Consider the following 19564-nt stretch of genomic DNA (forward strand, 5'->3'; position numbering starts at 1 on the left):
AATCAAAAAAGGCTTTTTAATGCGTACAGTTGCATTTACTGGAAATTCTAATAGCGGTAAAACAACGCTTATTGAAAAACTCTCCTTGCTTTTACACAATAAACGCGTCGCTATCATTAAGCACGACCCAAAAGATAAGGCAGAAATTGATACAAAAGGCAAGGATTCTGCACGCTTTTTTCAAAGTGGCGCAGATGTTGTGATTCTAGGAAACACACAAACAACCTTGCGTCTTCATAAAGCACTTAGCATAGAATCCCTAAAAGCACAATTTAGCCATTATGATTATCTCTTTGTGGAGGGCTTAAAGGAATTGCCACTCCCTAGGATTTGCGTTGCTAGAGAACATTTTGATGAACGCTTTTTACCATTTATTCGAGCAATTGCGATAGATTCTAGCATTAAAAAAGAATCGCTAACTCCCTATAAACTTGAAATTTTAGATCTAAACAATCCCTTAGAAATTTTAAAATGGATCAACACAAATATAAAGGACAGATTATGACACAAGCAAAAATTGGAATCCTAACTTTATCAGATCGCGCAAGTTCCGGAATTTATGAAGATATTTCAGGAAAAGCGATCTTAGAAACCTTACAAGAATATCTCATTACGCCATTTACTTATAGTTATTGCGTAATTGCCGATGAGTTAGAGCTAATTAAAGAGCAACTCATTACGCTTGCAGATAAAGAACATTGTGATTTAATTGTAACCACAGGTGGAACAGGTCCTGCACCACGTGATGTTACACCAGAAGCCACAGAAGCCGTGTGTGAAAAAATATTACCGGGTTTTGGTGAATTAATGCGTCAAGTAAGCTTAAAATATGTTCCAACAGCAATCTTATCGCGTCAAAGTGCTGGAATCTATCATAAAAGTTTAATTATCAATCTCCCAGGCAAGCCAAAATCTATTAGAGAATGCCTAGATGCAGTTTTTCCCGCTGTGCCTTATTGCCTTGATTTAATCGGTGCAGCTTATCTAGAAACAAATCCAGAAGTCATCAAAGCCTTTCGCCCAAAGTCTTAGTTTGCAATAATGTATGCTTTGATGATTTTTTGTTCTTTAAGTGGCTTATCTGCATGATCTGTTTGCGTATATTCTATTTTGCGCAATGTCTTAAAACTCTCTTCTTGGTTTTGTTTGCTAATTTCTCCAAAAATCGTATGCTTTCCATTTAAATGGGGAGTGCGTGTTGTTGTAATGAAAAACTGACTCCCGTTTGTATTAGCACCAGCATTTGCCATCGCTAAAATCCCCGCTCTATCAAAGGCATACCCTTTTGCAATCTCATCTTCAAAATCTTTTCCCCAAATTGATTCTCCACCACGCCCTGTTCCTGTTGGATCTCCACCTTGAATCATAAATTTACGAATCACACGATGAAAAAGGATTCCATTATAATACCCGTTGTTGATGTGTGTCACAAAGTTTTCAACTGCCTTTGGTGCGACTTCTGGAAATAAATCTAAAGTGATCTTGCCTGAAGTTGTTTCTAAAACTGCTTGAACCTTTTTAGCTTCTTGCGCATTTAAAAACACTGCACTAAAAACACTAAGCAAAAAGAGAATTAACGCTTTCATCATTATTGATCCTTTTAATAACTTCTGCAAAAAGCGGAGCTACACTTAAGATTTTAATCTTTTCACAACTTTGGCGCAATGGAATTGTGTCTGTAACAATCACCTCATCAATCTCACTCTCTAAGATCCTTTGATATGCAGGACCACTAAAAACTGCGTGCGTGCCAAGCGCAATAACACTTGTTGCCCCTTTTTGCTTAAATGCGCTTGCAGCTTTAACCATTGTTCCTGCTGTGTCAATCATATCATCAATTAAAATCACATCCTTGCCTTCTACACTTCCAATCACATTCATCACTTCACTTTCGTTTGCCTTTTCACGCCTTTTATCAACAATAACAATGTCAAGCCCTAAAAGTTTCGCAAAATATCTAGCGCGTCCAACACCACCAATATCAGGACTTGCAACAATAGGATTTTTAAGATTTTTAGCAGCAATATGTTCTTTAAAAACAATAGAACCATAAAGATTATCCACAGGAATATCAAAGAATCCTTGAATTTGTCCTGCGTGTAAATCCATCGTAATCAAACGCGTAATTCCTGCACACTGCAATAAATCTGCAACAAGTTTTGCTGTGATTGGAACACGAGGAGCCGCTTTTCTATCCTGTCTTGCATAACCAAAATAAGGCATAATTGCGTGAATGCTTTTTGCAGAACTACGCTTTAACGCATCAACCATTATTAATAATTCCATCAAATTATCATTTGTTGGCGCACAGGTTGGCTGAATAATAAAAACATCTTTACCGCGCACACTCTCACACAAACGCACGCTAATTTCTCCATCACTAAATCGTGCGACTTCTGCCTTAGATAATTCAATATCCAAAACTCTAGCAACAGCATTAGAAAACTCTCTATGTGCGCTTCCAGTAAAAACTCTGTAATCTTGCATCAACAACCTTTATGTGAAATAAAACGCAAATTATAAACTTTACAAACTTAAATGTTTTGTCTTTTGTAAAAGGTTTTAAAAAATTCTGCTAAAATTTCCAATCTTTAAATCAAAAGGATAAAAATGCGCACAAAACAAAGCATTGTAGAAATACTTCAAAATAGCTCTCCACAAGAAATAGAATCCTTTTGTAATGCACGCTTTCAAAGTAATTTAACTTTTTTCAAAGAAGCAAATTATCCTAATCTTTTTGAAGTTTTGCAAACCCCCGCTAAAGAATATCAACTCTACATCGGACAAGAAGGGGTAAATATCATAAACTTCAAGCAAAATACCTTGATGTATGCCATAACTGAAGGCAAATCTACAATGCTAGAAGTGCATAAAAACTGCGCTTATAATCCACCTATTAATGAAAAGTGGAATCGTATTTTTGGGGGAAAACCTGCCTTTATTGATGATACATTTCCTTATAGTCAAATGCTCATTAATGAAGTTTTAAATTATGCACTCAACAATGGCAGTATCGCACATTACCATTTGCCTAGTGATTTTCTGCCTAGTTTGAATCTTTTTGGTTTAGGAGGTGGAATCTTTTTGCAAATTTTAATTGAAAACTATGCAACAATCCATAATTTTTTCATCTTTGAAGAATCCTTAGATTTATTTAGAATTGCGTGCTTTTTTGTGGATTTTGCTCTACTTTTTAGCAAAACTCAAAATCAAGCAGGCTATATCTTTTTAGAAAGCATTATGAAAAAAGAATATATTCAAAACTTCTTTTTAACACGAAAAATCAGCACTTCTTTAATAAGATTTGAATTAATGCTCTATCAAACTCCAATCACACAAAATGCACGCAATATTGTCTTTGAAGTGCATTCTCAAACAATGCGTGGTTGGGGAACTTTTGAAGATGAAATGCGCGGGATTAAAAACAAACTTTCTCTCCCTATTAAAAAGATGCTTATCAAACCAAAACGCGTCAATGCGCCAATTTGTGTGGTAGCAAATGGACCAAGCCTTGATTTTTTACTCCCTTTCATCAAAAAAAATAAAGACAGAATGATTATTTTTAGTTGTGGGACAGCATTAAAACCTTTGTTAAACTATGGCATTAAACCAGACTTTCAAATTGAAATTGAACGTCACGATTATCTAGGAGATGTTCTAAAATCCGCCCCTTTGGATAATATCCCATTAATTGCTGCGAGTGTGCTTGATGAAAATGCTAAAAAAGTCGCAAAAGAACTCTATGTATTTGAACGCGAGGGAAGTAGTGCTGCAAACTTAAATGCTCCACGCTTTAAAGTGCAATTTACTGCGCCTCTTGTAGGAAATGCAGGCGCAGCACTAGCTAGCTATTTGGGAAGCGATGTGATTTTATGTGGATTAGATTGTGGTTATAAAAAAGGTGCTAGCAAACACGCTAAAAACTCTTATTATGGAGAAGAAGATACAAAAATACCAGAAGATGCATATCCTGTAACTGGAAACTTTAGCGATGATATTTATTCAGATGCGTTATTCTCTCTTTCAAAAGCAACTTTAGAAGAAGCATTTAGATCTTTAAAGCCTTTTCATATTTTAAATTTAAATGACGGCGCAAAAATTAATGGCGCATTACCTACACACCACGAAGAATTTGAACTAAAAACTATTGATAAAAAAACTGTTTTAAAGCAACTTAAATCTCTCTTTAAAGATCCCCATAAAGAAGATTTCTACACCAAAGAAACACAAAAATACATTTTTGAAATCCTAGCGTTTAAAAATAAAATGCACGATGTTTTTAAAGCACAAGTTTTCTCTAAACAAGAACTATTTATAGCTTTAGATAAGGGCTATGGCGTGCTTGCCAAAGAAACGCTTGATAATGCTTTTATTAGCATACTTTTTGGTGGCACTCTAAGCCACTTTTTGTATGCAATCGCTTTTAGTGCCTTGCATCTTCCACACAATAATATGCAAAATCTTTGGGAAAAAAGTGGTGAACTTTATCTTACAGCAATGGACAAAATGCTAGAATCTTTACGCGAAACACTTTTTTCAAAAAGTGGAACACCAATTGCTTAACGTATAAATATCTTAATGTCAAAAAGGATTGAAATGACAAAAACATCAATTTCATTAGTTTTAGCAGGAATGCTTTTAGGAAGTAGTTTATTTGCTGCTCAAGTAAATTCAACAACGAGTAGCACATCTGTAAGTCCTGTTGGTAATGCAGGATTCCAAAGTGCATCACTTGGAAGAAATTCAAACACTCCATCAAACTTGCAAGGAATGGAAGTTGGTGGCGATGATATTGTGATTCCAAATGCACCAATCATCACACCTTCAAGCATTATTGAAATTAGCGCAATTGGTATGGGAGTAGCACCAGAATCAACCGTATCTCCAGCACAAGCTCTAGCACTCGCAAAGCGTGCAGCAATCGTAGATGCTTACCGCCAAATTGGTGAAAAAATGTATGGGATCCGCGTAAATGCACAAGATACAGTGCGTGATATGATGCTAAAGAACTCCACTGTTAAAACAAAAGTTTTAGCAGTGATTCGCAATGCTGAAATTGTAGAAACCGTTTATAAAGATGGTCTTTGCCAAGTTAGTATGGAGCTTAAACTTGATGGAAAAAGATGGTATCGCGTATTAACTGGCGAACAATTCTAAGCGTTTTTGCCATCATGCTTTTTGCATTTGGGTGTGCTAAAGCACCCAGTGCGCTTCAAAACTCCACAACTAAAACGATTTTTTTTTCCACTAAAGATTTTAGATTTTATGATTTAGGTTTTGTGAAATCCTATGCGAACTCCACAAGTTTAGAGATTTTTAATGCAGGAGCTGTGCTGCTTAAAATGGATTGCTATAAAAATAAAATTTGTCTAAATACAAAATGCTATGCTAAAGATTCCATTGTGCGTCATTTTTTCGGCAATGATGGTTTTAGAGAATTAGACTTTCAAGCAGTTTTAAAAGGATGGGAAATTTTTAATGGAGAAAATAAAGTTGGAATCCAAAATGGCTTTTCTCAAAGAATTTTGCGTCAAGGACTAGAATTGAACTACAACTCCACGCAAGATTCCATTTCCTTAGAGATTAAAAACACACAGAAAAAAACAATTTTTTCACTACGAATTCATTAGGATTTCTATGCAAATTTACCAACCAAAAGATGGATATTGCTACAATAGCGACACTTTGTTTTTACATCACTTTGCAATGCGATTTTTAAGAAAACACCACGTTGTATTAGAAGTTGGTGCAGGATGTGGAATCCTAGGAATGCTATGCGCTAGAGATTTGCCAATACACCTAACAATGATTGAAAAAAATCCAAAAATGGCAGAACTTTGTGCGCAAAATTTACGCATCAATGCAATCAAAGCAGATTTAATCTGTGCAGATTTTTTAGAATTTGATTTTTTAGATTCCAAATCTAGTGAAAAGTTGGAATCCAAAATACAATCCTTTGATATAATCTTAAGCAATCCACCCTTTTATCATAATGGAGTAATAAAGTCCAAAAATCCTAATATCTCTAGTGCGCGCTATGCAGAAAATCTCCCATTTTTTGAACTTGCTAAAAAAGTCAATTCACTTTTAAAACCTGAAGGAGAATTTATTTTTTGCTATGACTCTAAGGCATTTTTTAACCTTTTTAACACATTGCAGCATTTTAAGATTCCACCAATTTGTGTGCGTTTTGTGCATCCAAAGGCAGAAAAAAGTGCAACTTTGGTATTATGCCGCGCTAGAAAAAACTCTAAAAGCTTATGTGAAATAGAGCCACCACTTTTTACGCATTTAAGCAACCAAAAAGAACAACATTTCACACAAGAGGTGCAAGAGATTTATCGCCACGCTAATACTTGGAGTATTAAATGTTAGAACATTCTGATTTTCAATTTCGTTTTGATCCTAGCAAATGCGAGGAATGTGGAGGTAAATGCTGCACAGGTGAAAGTGGCTACATCTTTGTAACCCCTAAAGAAATTGAAGAAATTGCGGAGTTTTTAGGACTAGATTTTGAGAGTTTTTGTAACAACTATGTCAAAAAAGTTGGCTATCGCTATTCTTTGTTAGATGTTACAAAAGATCATATCACTTATTCTTGCGTGTTTTTTAAAGATGGAATCTGTCAAATCTATCCAAAACGCCCAAAACAATGTGTAAGCTTCCCATTTTGGGATTATTATAAAGACCATTTTGAAGAATTACAAAAGGAATGTATCGGTGTGTTTAAATCGTAAAAATCTTATTCTTTTTATCAGTGCTTTTGCGCTATTTGTAGGGCTTGTAGGTTGTTTTAGACAAGATTCTATCACATTTGAAAATTCTCATTTTAAAGAAATAGAAAATCTTGAAGATCTCTTCATTGTACAAGGATTTGCAGCTTTAGATTCTAGAGATTTTACAAGTGCAAAAGAAGCTTTTAATAATGCTTATAAAGCTAATCCAAACCCAAGCTATCTCAAAGAAATTTTAGGAATTCTAGTTGCACAAAACAATCTCCAAGAAGCGCAAAGGGAAGCTTATGTGTTTTTAAAAAAATATCCAAAAGATGAAATGGTGCGTAGCGTGCTAATTGGAATCCTAACAAACACTAAACAATTTGATTTAGCTTTAAAAGAAGCTAAATTGCTTTTACAAGATCACAAAAACGCTGAAAATTATGAACTTATTTCATCTGTGTATTTTTTGCGCCAAGATTATAACAATGCTGCAAAATACTTGCGCCTTGCTTACAACATAAATCCAAGCCCAGTTTTACTAGATAAACTTGCAGCAACTTATCTTTTATTTCTAAAAGATTCCAACACTGCAATATCGCTTTATGAAACACATATCAAAACACAAGAAATCACCAAGCAAATTGGAGATAAACTCGCTGCAATCTACCTAGAATCCAAACGCTACCTTGATGCTGCGCGCATTTATACATTGCTTTTTAAAGAAACAAACACACAAGATTATGCACGCTTTATCTTAGAAATTTATGCTAAAAACAAACGCTTAGATTTAGCGGAATCCTTTCTATTAAAACACCCAAATATAGAAGCGCGTGATGTTTTGCTTTTTGAAATCTATCGCTTACAAAAAAACATTGCAAAAAGCATCAAGCAAGCAGAAATCATCTACCAAAATACACAAGATCTAAACTTCCTAGCTTATAAAGCAATGCTCTCTTATGAACACTCCAAAACCCACACAAAAATCTCTCTTAAAGCCATAGAAGACGATTTAAAGCAAGCTGCATTAAGCACTAATGAACCCATCTATTTGAACTACTTAGGTTATTTAATGATTGATCACGATTTTAACGACAAAAAACGGGTAAAAGAAGGTATAAATTATGTGCAAAAATCCCTAGAAAAAGATCCAAGTAACCCTTATTATTTGGATTCCCTTGCTTGGGGATATTTTAAGCTAAAAGACTGCAAAAACGCTAAAGCCACAATTCAACAAATCCCAAAATCACAAATCCAAAAAGAACAAGAAATTAAAGCACATTTTCAAAAAATCTCACAATGCAAGGAAAATAAATGACAATTTTTATTACAGGAGCTTCTAGTGGCTTTGGTTTTGCCACAGCAAAAAAATTTGGAGAAAATGGACATAAAGTGATCGCACTTGCTAGACGCAAAGAAAGATTGCAAATTTTACAAAAAGAAATTTCAAATTGCGTCATCTTACCTTGTGATATTTGTGATAAAAATGCTTTAAAACAAGCCTTAGAAGAACTTCCAAAAGATTTTAAAGATATTGATGTTTTAGTGAATAATGCAGGACTTGCTTTAGGAATTGAACCTGCGCAAATATGTGATTTTAACGACTGGGAAAAAATGATTAGCGTTAATATTACAGCCCTTAGCTACTTAACACATCTTATATTACCTAAAATGGTGCAACGCAAAAATGGACATATTATCACTTTAGGTTCTATTGCCGGAAAATATCCTTATCCTGGAGGAAATGTTTATGGTGCAACAAAAGCTTTTGTTAGGCAATTTGCATTGGGTTTGCGTGCAGATTTAGCAGGCACAAATATCAGAATAAGTAATATAGAACCTGGACTTGCAGAGAGTGAGTTTTCACTTGTGCGTTTTAAAGGCGATAAAAACCGTGCCAATGCACTCTACAAAGGAAGCAATGCCTTACAGCCCAAAGATATTGCAGAAGCAATTTATTGGATAGCAACTCTACCTAAACACATTAACATCAATTCTTTAGAAATGATGCCGACAAGTCAAAGTTTCAGCGCATTAACTGTGAGCAAAACATAACTCCATAAAATACGCTTGTCCTACACTAATCCCGCCATCATTGCATGGGATTTCTTTATTTAAATACACCATTTTGTTTTTAAGTTTTTCTAAAGTAAATTGCGTTAAAAGAGCATTTTGAAAGCACCCACCGCTTAATACAACACAAGAATAATCTTTTGCCACTTGTGCAATCACACCCGCAAGTGTAATGTGAAATTTTAAGGCAATCTCACTTGCTTCTACACCCTGTTTCAAATCTCTACAAATTTCTTTAATCATCATTGCATAGCTAATCACACCGCCACAAATCTCATAAGAATACGCATTTATTCTTTTAGATTTCAACTTTTTTAAAGCTTTTAAAGCAAAAGATTCTAATACCATTCCTCCCTCTCCTTCATAACTTGTCTGAAAACACGCTCCACACAATGCACTTACACCATCAAAAAGCCTCCCAACACTATTGCAAGATACCTTTGTAGAACTAGATGTCTGCAATGTATAAAAAATCTCTAAATGTTCCCTTGAGAATTCTCTAAATAAGGGCAAATCAAGTGTTTTATACTCTTCTTTAAAACTCTCAAAAACTAAAGATAACCCAAGCCTTTTAATCTCTTTAATTGCCTTCTCGCCCCCTAAAAGAAAAAAATCATCAAAATGCCCTATGCGCTTAAACTCCAAAGGTCTTTTTGGATTCCAACTTAAAAACTCACCCCCCCAAATCCTACCATCTTCCCCATATCCTGTGCCATCAAAAATCACGCCAAGCACAGGTTCTTTAATATGATTTTCTGCAAGATTTGAAAGCAAATGCGCAAAATGATGTTGCACACGTTTTGTTTTGTTTAAATCTGGCACAAACTCTCTTTGTGCATAATTTGGATGCAAATCTAACACAAAATCCTTAAACACACTATGATATTGTCCAACAAATAGATTTTGCACATTTAAAAAATTTTCCACACTTGCAACATTCTCTAAATCCCCTAAATGCGGACTAAGCAAAACTTTATTTTGTGTCTTTAAACAAAAAGTTGCCTTTTGTTGCGCACCTAATGCTAAAAAAGTTTTCTCACTTTTAACTGGTAAATCTATCTCGCATAAAAACCCACGCGCACGGCGCAAAACTTGCATTTGTTCTTGATTGTTATACAAAATTGTTCTAACCAAACTATCATCAATAGGATTTAAGATATCTCTATTATACAGCAACACTCCATCACACACATCACCCAAACTCTCTACAACTTTAGAAAAATCCTTAATAATAGGCTCTCCACTTAAATTAGCACTTGTAAAAATCAGCGGAAAATCAATCGCATCAAAAAGCAAATAATGTAAAGGCGCATAAGGCAAAATTATGCCTAAAGTTGCAAGATTCGGGGCAATAGCAAAAAGCGGTAAAGGAGTATTTTCTCTAGCATCACATAACATAATAGGTGCGATATTTGACTCTAAAATTTCTAAAGAACCTAAATTAGCATAAGTTTTAGCCATTTCTACATCTTTACACATTATAGCAAAGGGTTTTCTAGGGCGGTTTTTACGCGTTCTTAATGCCAAAATTGCATTTACATTTAGCCCATTACAAACAAGCGCGTAACCGCCAACTCCCTTAATTGCTAAAATCTTCCCTTCTTTTAAAAACTCCACTGCCTTTTTTAATGGATTTGGAGTTAATAGACTTGCAAATTTCTCACAGACTAAAAAATCGCTTTGTGGGAGATTCTTAAAGGATTCTAAATTCTCTGCAAAAAACAGCTTTGGACCACATTTTTCACAGCAATTAATTTCAGAATGAAATCGCCTAGAATTAGGATTTTCATATTCACTTTGACATTCTTTACACATTGTAAATTGCGCCATTGCCGTGTTTTTTCTATCATAGGGAAGCGTTTTTATTAAACTATATCTCCCCCCACAATTTGTGCAACTAATAAACGCATAATTAAAGCGGCGATTTTTAGAATCTCTCATCTCTTTTAAACATTCTTTGCATAAGGCAATATCCGCTGGGATTGTAGCTTTTAATTCACTCTCGTGTGTGCTTTGTAAAATTTCAAAATCCACAAAAGATTCCATATTTTGCACTTCTTTTCTAGTAATTTTAGTGATTTTTGCAACCTTAGGTGGAGTTTGCAAAGCCTTTTGAAAATCCTCTAAATCCCTTTTGGTGCCTTGTGCTAAGATTGTTACTCCAGAAGTTGTATTATGCACATAGCCAAAAATCCCGTATTTTTTAGCGATTTTATACACAAAAGGACGGAATCCAACACCTTGCACAACACCTTCTAATGTATAAATTACACACAAATTCTTTGACATTTCAAACTCTCTTTATAGATTAAAGTATAAAATTTTAAAACATTTTCAATTAGGATTTACCAAATGCTTTATGGAATCTACGCAATTAGTGATACAAAGCTAACACCCTATCCCCTACTAAAAGATATGTTAAAACAAGCAATAGCAGGAGGAATCACACTTTTTCAACTTCGCGATAAAAACACTCCAGATTCTGCATTAAAGCCTTTATGTCTATCTTTAATGGAAATCACTCAAACACACAATATCCCTTTTATTCTAAATGATCGCATAGAGCTTGCGATTTCTCTACAAACACAAGGCTTACATATCGGAAAAAAGCAAGATGACACACCTTATAGCCTTAAAGAACTTCAACAAATCCGTGCTGAATTCAATGGAATCTTAGGAGTCTCTTGTTATGGAGATTTAAATTTAGCCAAAAATGCAAAACTTGCTAATGCAGATTACATTGCTTTTGGTGCGTGTTTTAAGTCTCCAACTAAGCCTAATGCTAAAATAATCTCACTTGAGATTTTCACACAGGCTAGAGCATTAAACCTCCCAATGTGTGCCATAGGTGGAATTCAACAAGACAATATTGCCAAATTAAAACAAGCACAAATGGCAGCATGTATTAGTAGCATTTGGCAGGGAGATATTATAAAAAATGCGCAACAACTTCTAAACAACTTCACACAAGGATAACGATGGATTTAGACGCACTAAGACAAGAAATTGCCAAAGGATTGCAAGCACTAGAAAACATAAAAAACATCATCACAATTTTCGGTGGTGCGCGCGTAAATCCCACACACAAAGCCTATCTTAAAGTCCAAGAATTAGCCTACACTTTAGGCACACAGCAATATTCTATTATGACGGGAGGAGGACCTGGAATTATGGAGGCTGCAAACCGCGGCTTAATACAATACAAACAAGAATCTAAAAACGATTCCATATTTTCTATTGGACTAAATATCCAACTCCCTTTTGAGCAAAAGATGAATCCTTATGTTGAAATCCCCTTAGAGTTTCAAAACTTCTTTAGTCGCAAACTCGTCTTTAACTACAACTCCACAGCTTTCATCGTTGCAAGGGGTGGCTATGGCACTCTTGATGAACTAAGCGAAGTTTTAGTGCAAATCTCCACAGGCAAACACGCAAAGATTCCAATAATTCTTTATGGCAAAGATTATTGGAGTGGATTTTTATCTTGGATTAAAACTACACTTTTAAAAGAATCTTCTATTACAGAAGCTGAGCTAAAATTACTTGAAATTGCAGATACTCCAAGTGAAGTTTTAGAAATTCTACAACGATTTAAAAAATCGGATTCCCAACTCCATACATCATAAAAAGCACCATAAATGCAGCAAACAAGCCTAAAAGCAAGGGAATAAACTTTGTCATACTTATCCTTAAAGTGAGAAAAATGAAAGACTTAGCATACAACAAAAGACCTAAAAATTTTCAGCAACTAATCGGTCAAACGCATCTTTTTGGAGAAAATGCGCCCTTTATGCAGCTAATTTTAACAAAAAGGATTCCACATTCTTTTTTCTTTGGACCACCAGGAAGCGGAAAAACAAGTGCCGCAATGCTAATTGCTAAAGCAATGGATTATCCCTTTTATGCGCTAAATGCTACAAATTTTAAATCCGAAGATCTACGCAATATCTTAAAAAATCATCAAAACACCTTGCAAAAACCCTTGATTTTTATTGATGAAGTGCATAGACTTAATAAAGCCCAACAAGAAATGCTGCTACCTATTATGGAAAATCACTCTGCTTTAATCTTAGGAGCTTCTACGGAAAATCCTTATTTTGCACTCACCCAAGCGATCCGTTCGCGCTCTATGGTTTTTGAATTTAAACCTTTAAGCAAACAAGAATTAGAGCAAATCTTAGAGCCTTTTATGCTAGAAAAAGAAGTGCAAGAGTTTCTTATAAACACAAGCGGAGGTGATGCAAGAGCAATGTTAAACCTACTAGATTGCGCACAAAGCACACAATTGTCGCTAAATATAGATTTATTAAAATCCTTGCGTAAAACTTCTCTAAGCGGCACAAGCGAACTAGATGAACATTATAATTTAATTTCTGCAATGATTAAAAGCATTCGTGGAAGTGATGAAAATGCAGCAATTTACTATCTTGCAAGACTAATTCAAGGTGGAGAAAATCCAGAATTTATCGCAAGAAGACTAGTGATTTTAGCAAGTGAAGACATCGGTAATGCAAATCCAAATGCACTAAATCTAGCAAATTCTACAATGCAAAGTGTTGCAAAAATCGGCTACCCAGAAGCTAGGATTATCCTTAGTCAATGCGTCATTTATCTTTGTGCTAGCCCTAAATCAAATTGCGCATATCTAGCAATTAATGCAGCTTTGAATTATGTAGAAAAACACCCCAATGAAGAGATCCCACCCCACATCAAGCACTTTCACAAAGACTATCTCTATCCACACGATTTTGGCGGCTATGTTAAACAATGTTACTTAAGCAAAGAATTAAAATTTGTCAAATGGCTCCCAAAAGGATTTGAAAAAACCCTTAAAGAATGGCTAGATAAAATCAAAGGACTCGCAGAAAAAGAAGAATAAATATTGCAAATTTATATAAACAAACTCTCTATTAAAACTTTTTCTTATTCACTTCACTAACAATCTCACTTACTATTGTTTCAAGTTCCATTGTAATTTGCTGAGAATTTTGTGCTACAGATAAATTTTGTTGTGTTTGTTCATCTACATTTGCGATTGCTTGATTAATTTGATTAATAGCTTGAGTTTGTTTATTGATTCCTTCACTCATTTCATCAATTCCTTGGGAAAGAACATTAACATTTGCTTCAATTTCTGCTAGAGATTTTCCTGTTCTTTCAGCTAGCTTTCTAACTTCATCTGCAACAACAGCAAAGCCTCTTCCGTGTTCTCCTGCTCTTGCTGCTTCAATAGCTGCATTTAATGCTAGTAAGTTTGTTTGATCGGCAATATCTCAAATAATATTGATAATGTTTTTAATATCATCACTTTGCCTAATTACTTCATTTGCTTTCTCATTTATAATACTCATTGAGCTGCTCATATGTTCAACTGCTGCTGCACTTTCTTGGATGGAACTTGCTTGAGAATTTGCGCTTGCATTTAATGTTTGAACATAATTTTTTAGATTATTTGCTTTATCTTGAAGTAAATTAGCCTGTTCTAAGTTATTTTTCAGCATTTTTGTAATTTCATCACCCAATAAATTTGTAATAATCTCTACATCTCCGCTAGCATTTGGTATCCTTGAGGTAAAATCCAATATTTTAAAACTATCAAATGTTTCTTGAATTGTGCGTATATCACTTCCTACTTTTATTTGAAGCACTGAAATCATTTTGTTAAGAGTTTTTCTTAACTGCTCCAAAGCAGGATTTGCTGGAGCTGTATTAATTCTTGCAGTAAGATTTCCATTCTCCACCTCTGTTGCTCTTATCAAAGATTCATCAAGGGCTTTTTTATCTTGTTTTAAGCCTTCTTTGATACTTGCAATGTTTTTATTAATTAAATCTGCCATAATGCCAAATTCATCTTTGGATTTGATAATTATGGCTTTTGGATTGTCATTTTTATGATTAAGAAAATCAAAAAAATCAATCAAGCCAAATTCTATTTTATTAATAGAATTTACAAGATATCTTTTTGAAAACCACAAAATCAAACTAGATAAAACAATAATTCCAGTAATTATAACAATAGAATAGAAAGATAGCACACTAATGGAATTCAAAAAGCTTGCCCTGCTTTGCTCTGAAACTTTTCCTGTAAGTTCCATTTCACTTTGAAAAACATTTTTAACAGCACGCCAAGTTTTTGTTATGTCTTTTATGTCTTGTGCAGTTATTTGAGTGTTGGACTTTATATTCTTCAATAGAGATTCATTTTTTTCTCTAAAAGCCATAATAGCTACTTGAAACTCTTCTCTTTTTCCAACTTCTTCTATATATTTATCTGTGTTGTAAATAAAACCTTTTAATGCCTTCTCAAGATTTTTAATTGCTGTCTCTTCATAACCAAAAATATTTAAATTTCTAACTGCTACGCTTGTTTGAAACCCTTCCATTAGGCCATTATCTAAATAATTATACTTTCTCACAGAATCTGAATATGCGTCAAATGACGAACTAACTTTATTTAAAAAAACAGAAATTGCTACAAACAAGACTATCAACAACGCTGCAATAATAGAAATAATAGTAATAACTTTAGAATTAAGTGATTTCATAGGCTTCCCCTTCCTTTTTTAAAATATTGTCCTTTACCCAAAACTAAATAAAACCCACTTAAACACACAGGATACCCTCTTTAATTATCCTGTGTGAAATACAATTTAACTATTTAATCTCTTTAACAAAAGCATCTTTATTGATTTTTTCTCTAATCTCACTAAGTTTATCTTGTGCTATTTTTTTTGAAGCAAAAGGTCCAATCAATAAACGATTATTATCTCCTGATTTTTGCATGCGATAACTTAACTTACTTGACTCAATTAAACCCATTAACTGCTTATTTGGTGAAAATTTGCTAAAAGATCCAACTTGCACATAAAATCCTTTTGTTGCTTCACTACCCTGTAACTTTGGATCACTTGCTTTGATATCCTTAAAAGTATCAGCAGGATTTTGTTTAGGTGACTCTACCTTTGGTGTTTGCGGCTTTGAAGTTTGAGGCTTTATAGGAGTTGTTGGAATAGCTGAATCCACTACTTCTGGGGCAGGTTTTGACTCGGGAACATTTGGAAGATTTTGTCCGTTTTGTTTTGCTTGTTCAGCTTTGATTTGATCAATAATTCTTTGAAATTGATCGTCAGAACTGCCACTTCCTTGGATTGGTTCTTGACCAAAATCATTTGTTTGTGAATTTGTTGTTTGTGAATTTGTTGTTTGCTGTTCAACGCGTTCTAATGGCATTTGTGATTCCAGATGTTCTTCTTGTTTCTTAGAGTCACCCTGAAACATATACACAATCAAAACCACAACGGCGAACAATAACACACCGATTGCACTTAACAATACGATTTTTTTACTACCACTTTCCTTTAACACTTCATCAGTATCATCACTGCTACTAATTAACAAATCATCTAATTCAAGTTCTTTTTGCTCTTTTTTTGATTCTAACTCTGTCATTTTTTCTCCTTTACATATGTTTTGACCAAGACGCACCACGCTCCTTTTGATAAACCTCATAAGGAATAGCTAAAATATTAAAACTGCGTGGAATATCCAGTGATGGGAACATTTTCCATTCTGTTGGCATTTTTTGCGCAAGCTTCGCGCCTAACATCTTTGCTAACTGACAAGCCTCTTGAAAAGTCGTATGACCTTTATGCACATATAAATGCAAATGACCTGGTGTTTTTGTTGTATAAGCTGTAAAATTAATAAAACCCTCCTCACGTAATAACAACTGCGCACGATGCCAAAAACGCTCTGCATTAAACCCGTTATAATCAAACACAATATTTTCCACTTTATCCTGTGCGTTAATAAGGGAGTGAGCAATGGTAATTTCTTTTCTAAAATGGCTTTGCAAAAGATTTCTACTAATAGGTTCATCTACTTTTTTGAATTTATCATAAAAGATTCTCCCATTATGTTGAATTTTATTTCCCAATCCACGTTCTTTAATCCAATAATGCGAGGTGATCATTTTAATCAATTTTAAGTCCATATCAGTTACCACTGCATCACTCCTTTAGAAAATTGCTCTATTATAAACTGGGAATTGTAACGCAAGTTCCTTTAATTCCATTTTTATTTTTTCTTGTTTTTGTGTATTTTGAATATCATCTAATACATCAGCAATTTTATTTGCCACAATATCAAATTCTTTTTCCTTGAAACCTCTAGCAGTAAGTGCAGGAGATCCAATCCTTACTCCACTTGTTACAAATGGACTTCTTCTCTCTCCCGGAACTGTGTTTTTATTAACCGTGATACCGGCATTTCCTAAAGCTAAATCTGCATCTTTTCCACTAAAGTCTCTATCTAATAAAGATAATAAAACAAGATGGTTATCTGTCCCATCGCTTACGATTTTATAACCTCTTTGCATTAACACACTTGCTAAAATCTTAGCATTTGCCTTAACTTGTTTTGCATATTCCTTCCAAGAAGGTTTCAAATTCTCTCCAAATCCCACCGCTTTGCCTGCAATAACATGCATAAGCGGACCACCTTGCATACCCGGAAAAACCATTTTGTCAATTTTCTTAGCATACTCTTCATTGTTTGTTAAGATTAATCCACCCCTAGGACCTCTTAGTGTCTTATGCGTCGTCGTTGTAACTACATCTGCATAAGGAAATGGATTTGCATATTCATCCGCTACAACAAGCCCAGCAACATGCGCTACATCTGCCATTAAAACCGCGTCCACACTATCAGCAATCTCTCTAAATTTCGCAAAATCAAGCACTCTTGAATATGCACTAAATCCACATACAATTAAATTAGGTCTCACAATCTTTGCAATCTCCGCTACTTTATCATAATTAATGCGCCCATCAAGTTCCACACCATAAAAAAAGCTTTGATACATTTGTCCTGTAATGCTAACCTTTGCGCCGTGCGTTAAATGACCTCCGTGACTTAAATCCATTCCCAAAATCTTATCATAAGGCTTTAAAAAAGCAGAATATACTGCCGTGTTTGCTTGACTTCCAGCGTGTGACTGAACATTTGCAAAAGCACAGCCAAACAGCTCTTTTGCTCTTTCTATGGCAATTTCTTCAATCTTATCAACAAACTCACAGCCCCCATAATAACGCTTATACGGATAACCCTCTGCGTATTTGTTTGTTAAAACACTCCCCATTGCCTCCATTACACTAGGAAAAGTGAAATTCTCACTTGCAATCATCTCTAAATGTGTATTTTGACGCTCTAACTCTTGATTGATTAACTCTAAAATCTTAGAATCCGTTTGCTCTAAAACATAACTCATTTTTCTTCCTTTGTATTAATATCTTTTTTTTGTGGTTTTAAAGCCGGAAATAAAATCACATCTTTAATACTTGTGTTACCTGTTAGCAACATTACAAGCCTATCAATCCCTATTCCTTCTCCAGCAGTTGGTGGCATTCCATAAGAAAGCGCAGTAATATAATCCTCGTCCATATACTGCGCTTCTTCATCACCCGCCTCTTTAGCAGCAACTTGTGCTTTAAAACGCTCTAACTGATCTAATGGATCATTTAATTCGCTAAATCCATTTGCAATCTCACTTCCGCCAATAAACAATTCAAACCTATCTGCAATACAAGGATTAGCATCATTGCGTCTTGCAAGTGGACTAATTACAATAGGAAATTCTGTAATAAATGTAGGATTAATTAACTTTTCTTCCACAAATACATCAAATGCTTCGCTTTGTAACTTGCCTAACTCCATTTTGGATTCCAACTTTACATTATGTTGCAACAAATATTCATAGAGCGCGTTTTCATCTGAGACAATTTCTCTAGGGATTCCACCAATTTCAACAAGAGCATTTATATAAGTAATTTCTTTAAATGCACTAAAGTCAATAGTTTTACCATTAAATTCTAGTTGCTTAGGTAAATTTAGCATTTCTAATAAATAATAAAAAAGCTCTTTAGTTAGCGCAATTAAATCCTTATAATCTTTATATGCCCAATAAAACTCAATCATCGTAAATTCTGGATTATGTGAGTGATCCATCCCCTCATTTCTAAAATTACGATTAATCTCAAAAACCGCCTCAAACCCACCAACAATGAGTCGTTTCAAATAAAGCTCTGGTGCAATTCTAAGATAACGCTCTACATTTAAAGCATTATGATAGGTTACAAAAGGTTTAGCATTTGCTCCACCAGGAATCGGGTGCATCATCGGTGTCTCAACTTCTAAAAACTCTTTAGATTCAAAAAACTTACGCACACAAGACACAATGCGTGAGCGCAAAATAAAACTATCACGCACCTTGCTATTCATAATTAAATCCAAGTATCTTTGACGATAGCGCAATTCAATATCCACTAAGCCGTGAAACTTCTCAGGTAGTGGTGAAATTGCTTTTGTTAGAATCTTAAACTCCAAAGCGTGCAGACTTAATTCTCCTGTTTTCGTTACAAAAGGAAAACCTTTTGCTGTTACAATATCGCCCACTTCAATGTATTTTTTAAACACATCAAAGTTCTCATCTAATTCATTTTTAGAAAGATACATTTGCAACACACCGCTATAATCTTCAATCTTAATAAATGCAGCCTTACCCATTAAACGGATAAACTTAATTCTGCCAGAAACTTGCGCACTCTTACTTGTGTCTTTTCTCTCTTCTAAATCCTGCACACTAGCAAAAGTATGTAAAAACGCTTGCGCACTAATTCCCTTAGCGCTTCCATTTCCATAAGGATTAATGCCTATTTCACGCAATGCATCAGCTTTTGCAATACGTCCTGTTACATACATATCATTTTCAAACATTA

21 protein-coding genes and 1 pseudogene are annotated in these 19564 nt (G+C 34.6%); 12 read left to right on the top strand and 10 right to left on the bottom strand.

What is annotated here, in order from left to right; genetic code table 11:
• Nucleotides 1–19: 19 nt before the first annotated feature.
• The gene (mobB, locus tag Q0358_RS03970; RefSeq protein WP_299547531.1) at nt 20–505 is read left to right on the top strand and encodes a molybdopterin-guanine dinucleotide biosynthesis protein B; all 486 of its coding nucleotides are present in this window, start codon (nt 20–22) and stop codon (nt 503–505) included.
• A complete protein-coding gene (gene mog, locus Q0358_RS03975) occupies nt 502–1032 on the top strand; it encodes a molybdopterin adenylyltransferase (protein WP_299547534.1) in 531 nt (176 codons plus the stop codon). The genes mobB and mog overlap by 4 nt, the downstream gene beginning before the upstream one ends.
• Here mog and Q0358_RS03980 read toward each other — a convergent pair.
• Together Q0358_RS03980 and Q0358_RS03985 are read right to left on the bottom strand one after the other, a co-directional pair.
• Nucleotides 1029–1586 carry a peptidylprolyl isomerase gene (locus Q0358_RS03980; protein ID WP_299548194.1) on the bottom strand — a complete coding sequence of 186 codons (558 nt, stop codon included), beginning with the start codon at nt 1584–1586 and terminating at the stop codon, nt 1029–1031. The two genes, mog and Q0358_RS03980, sit on opposite strands and share 4 nt — an antisense overlap.
• Nucleotides 1558–2487 carry a ribose-phosphate pyrophosphokinase gene (locus Q0358_RS03985; protein WP_299547538.1) on the bottom strand — a complete coding sequence of 310 codons (930 nt, stop codon included), beginning with the start codon at nt 2485–2487 and terminating at the stop codon, nt 1558–1560. Before Q0358_RS03985 ends, Q0358_RS03980 begins: the two co-directional genes overlap by 29 nt.
• A 123-nt stretch (nt 2488–2610) precedes the next feature.
• Here Q0358_RS03985 and Q0358_RS03990 point away from each other — a divergent pair, with 123 nt between their 5' ends.
• From Q0358_RS03990 to Q0358_RS04020, 7 genes are all read left to right on the top strand, one after another.
• The gene (locus tag Q0358_RS03990) at nt 2611–4563 is read left to right on the top strand and encodes a 6-hydroxymethylpterin diphosphokinase MptE-like protein (RefSeq protein WP_299547541.1); all 1953 of its coding nucleotides are present in this window, start codon (nt 2611–2613) and stop codon (nt 4561–4563) included.
• 33 nt (nt 4564–4596) lie between these two features.
• A complete protein-coding gene (locus Q0358_RS03995) occupies nt 4597–5157 on the top strand; it encodes an LPP20 family lipoprotein (protein WP_299547544.1) in 561 nt (186 codons plus the stop codon).
• 122 nt (nt 5158–5279) lie between these two features.
• On the top strand, nt 5280–5630 hold the full coding sequence (locus Q0358_RS04000; RefSeq protein ID WP_299547547.1) for a hypothetical protein: 351 nt from the start codon (nt 5280–5282) through the stop codon (nt 5628–5630).
• Between the two features lie 7 nt (nt 5631–5637).
• Entirely contained in the window at nt 5638–6375 is a 738-nt protein-coding gene (locus Q0358_RS04005; protein ID WP_299547550.1) for a methyltransferase, read from the top strand.
• The gene (locus Q0358_RS04010) at nt 6369–6737 is read left to right on the top strand and encodes a YkgJ family cysteine cluster protein (RefSeq protein WP_299547553.1); all 369 of its coding nucleotides are present in this window, start codon (nt 6369–6371) and stop codon (nt 6735–6737) included. Before Q0358_RS04005 ends, Q0358_RS04010 begins: the two co-directional genes overlap by 7 nt.
• Nucleotides 6721–8034 carry a hypothetical protein gene (locus tag Q0358_RS04015; protein WP_299547556.1) on the top strand — a complete coding sequence of 438 codons (1314 nt, stop codon included), beginning with the start codon at nt 6721–6723 and terminating at the stop codon, nt 8032–8034. Before Q0358_RS04010 ends, Q0358_RS04015 begins: the two co-directional genes overlap by 17 nt.
• Nucleotides 8031–8771, top strand: coding sequence for an SDR family oxidoreductase (locus tag Q0358_RS04020; protein ID WP_299547559.1), 741 nt, complete (start codon nt 8031–8033; stop codon nt 8769–8771). Before Q0358_RS04015 ends, Q0358_RS04020 begins: the two co-directional genes overlap by 4 nt.
• Here Q0358_RS04020 and hypF read toward each other — a convergent pair.
• On the bottom strand, nt 8751–11078 hold the full coding sequence (gene hypF / locus Q0358_RS04025; RefSeq protein ID WP_299547562.1) for a carbamoyltransferase HypF: 2328 nt from the start codon (nt 11076–11078) through the stop codon (nt 8751–8753). The genes Q0358_RS04020 and hypF overlap by 21 nt on opposite strands.
• A gap of 63 nt (nt 11079–11141) precedes the next feature.
• Between hypF and Q0358_RS04030 the strand changes: the two genes are divergently transcribed.
• The 3 genes from Q0358_RS04030 to Q0358_RS04040 all read left to right on the top strand — a co-directional run bounded on the left by Q0358_RS04030 (nt 11142) and on the right by Q0358_RS04040 (nt 13668).
• Nucleotides 11142–11765: a thiamine phosphate synthase gene (locus Q0358_RS04030; protein ID WP_299547565.1), complete on the top strand. Its 624-nt coding sequence runs from the start codon at nt 11142–11144 to the stop codon at nt 11763–11765.
• Between the two features lie 2 nt (nt 11766–11767).
• Entirely contained in the window at nt 11768–12415 is a 648-nt protein-coding gene (locus Q0358_RS04035; RefSeq protein WP_299547568.1) for a TIGR00730 family Rossman fold protein, read from the top strand.
• A 77-nt stretch (nt 12416–12492) separates the two neighbouring features.
• Complete coding sequence (locus Q0358_RS04040; protein ID WP_299547571.1) at nt 12493–13668, top strand: replication-associated recombination protein A; 1176 nt, start codon at nt 12493–12495, stop codon at nt 13666–13668.
• 31 nt (nt 13669–13699) lie between these two features.
• Here the strand turns inward: Q0358_RS04040 and Q0358_RS04045 are convergent, their stop codons facing one another.
• From Q0358_RS04045 to lysS, 7 genes and pseudogenes are all read right to left on the bottom strand, one after another.
• Nucleotides 13700–13879, bottom strand: coding sequence for a hypothetical protein (locus Q0358_RS04045; RefSeq protein ID WP_299547574.1), 180 nt, complete (start codon nt 13877–13879; stop codon nt 13700–13702).
• Between the two features lie 39 nt (nt 13880–13918).
• A pseudogene (locus Q0358_RS04050) lies at nt 13919–14059 on the bottom strand (methyl-accepting chemotaxis protein); the annotation flags it as partial.
• A 3-nt stretch (nt 14060–14062) separates the two neighbouring features.
• Nucleotides 14063–15334, bottom strand: coding sequence for a chemotaxis protein (locus tag Q0358_RS04055; protein WP_299547577.1), 1272 nt, complete (start codon nt 15332–15334; stop codon nt 14063–14065).
• 109 nt (nt 15335–15443) lie between these two features.
• Nucleotides 15444–16238: an SPOR domain-containing protein gene (locus Q0358_RS04060; RefSeq protein WP_299547580.1), complete on the bottom strand. Its 795-nt coding sequence runs from the start codon at nt 16236–16238 to the stop codon at nt 15444–15446.
• 10 nt (nt 16239–16248) lie between these two features.
• Entirely contained in the window at nt 16249–16794 is a 546-nt protein-coding gene (locus Q0358_RS04065) for a DUF1882 domain-containing protein (RefSeq protein ID WP_299547583.1), read from the bottom strand.
• 12 nt (nt 16795–16806) lie between these two features.
• Nucleotides 16807–18057 (bottom strand): serine hydroxymethyltransferase, encoded by a 1251-nt coding sequence (locus Q0358_RS04070; protein ID WP_299547586.1) that lies wholly within the window; start codon nt 18055–18057, stop codon nt 16807–16809.
• On the bottom strand, nt 18054–19562 hold the full coding sequence (lysS, locus tag Q0358_RS04075) for a lysine--tRNA ligase (protein WP_299547589.1): 1509 nt from the start codon (nt 19560–19562) through the stop codon (nt 18054–18056). The genes Q0358_RS04070 and lysS overlap by 4 nt, the downstream gene beginning before the upstream one ends.
• Nucleotides 19563–19564: the final 2 nt, after the last annotated feature.

Source organism: uncultured Helicobacter sp. (assembly GCF_937893305.1).
Taxonomy (GTDB): Bacteria; Campylobacterota; Campylobacteria; order Campylobacterales; family Helicobacteraceae; genus Helicobacter_D.

What these genes read in the sequence shown, in the direction of transcription:
- mobB (WP_299547531.1), top strand. Translation starts at nt 20, where the DNA reads ATGCGTACAGTTGCATTTACTGGAAATTCTAATAGCGGTAAAACAACG.
- mog (WP_299547534.1), top strand. Translation starts at nt 502, where the DNA reads ATGACACAAGCAAAAATTGGAATCCTAACTTTATCAGATCGCGCAAGT.
- Q0358_RS03980 (WP_299548194.1), bottom strand. Translation starts at nt 1,586, where the DNA reads ATGAAAGCGTTAATTCTCTTTTTGCTTAGTGTTTTTAGTGCAGTGTTT.
- Q0358_RS03985 (WP_299547538.1), bottom strand. Translation starts at nt 2,487, where the DNA reads ATGCAAGATTACAGAGTTTTTACTGGAAGCGCACATAGAGAGTTTTCT.
- Q0358_RS03990 (WP_299547541.1), top strand. Translation starts at nt 2,611, where the DNA reads ATGCGCACAAAACAAAGCATTGTAGAAATACTTCAAAATAGCTCTCCA.
- Q0358_RS03995 (WP_299547544.1), top strand. Translation starts at nt 4,597, where the DNA reads ATGACAAAAACATCAATTTCATTAGTTTTAGCAGGAATGCTTTTAGGA.
- Q0358_RS04005 (WP_299547550.1), top strand. Translation starts at nt 5,638, where the DNA reads ATGCAAATTTACCAACCAAAAGATGGATATTGCTACAATAGCGACACT.
- Q0358_RS04010 (WP_299547553.1), top strand. Translation starts at nt 6,369, where the DNA reads ATGTTAGAACATTCTGATTTTCAATTTCGTTTTGATCCTAGCAAATGC.
- Q0358_RS04020 (WP_299547559.1), top strand. Translation starts at nt 8,031, where the DNA reads ATGACAATTTTTATTACAGGAGCTTCTAGTGGCTTTGGTTTTGCCACA.
- hypF (WP_299547562.1), bottom strand. Translation starts at nt 11,078, where the DNA reads ATGTCAAAGAATTTGTGTGTAATTTATACATTAGAAGGTGTTGTGCAA.
- Q0358_RS04030 (WP_299547565.1), top strand. Translation starts at nt 11,142, where the DNA reads ATGCTTTATGGAATCTACGCAATTAGTGATACAAAGCTAACACCCTAT.
- Q0358_RS04035 (WP_299547568.1), top strand. Translation starts at nt 11,768, where the DNA reads ATGGATTTAGACGCACTAAGACAAGAAATTGCCAAAGGATTGCAAGCA.
- Q0358_RS04040 (WP_299547571.1), top strand. Translation starts at nt 12,493, where the DNA reads ATGAAAGACTTAGCATACAACAAAAGACCTAAAAATTTTCAGCAACTA.
- Q0358_RS04045 (WP_299547574.1), bottom strand. Translation starts at nt 13,879, where the DNA reads ATGAGTGAAGGAATCAATAAACAAACTCAAGCTATTAATCAAATTAAT.
- Q0358_RS04055 (WP_299547577.1), bottom strand. Translation starts at nt 15,334, where the DNA reads ATGAAATCACTTAATTCTAAAGTTATTACTATTATTTCTATTATTGCA.
- Q0358_RS04060 (WP_299547580.1), bottom strand. Translation starts at nt 16,238, where the DNA reads ATGACAGAGTTAGAATCAAAAAAAGAGCAAAAAGAACTTGAATTAGAT.
- Q0358_RS04070 (WP_299547586.1), bottom strand. Translation starts at nt 18,057, where the DNA reads ATGAGTTATGTTTTAGAGCAAACGGATTCTAAGATTTTAGAGTTAATC.
- lysS (WP_299547589.1), bottom strand. Translation starts at nt 19,562, where the DNA reads ATGTTTGAAAATGATATGTATGTAACAGGACGTATTGCAAAAGCTGAT.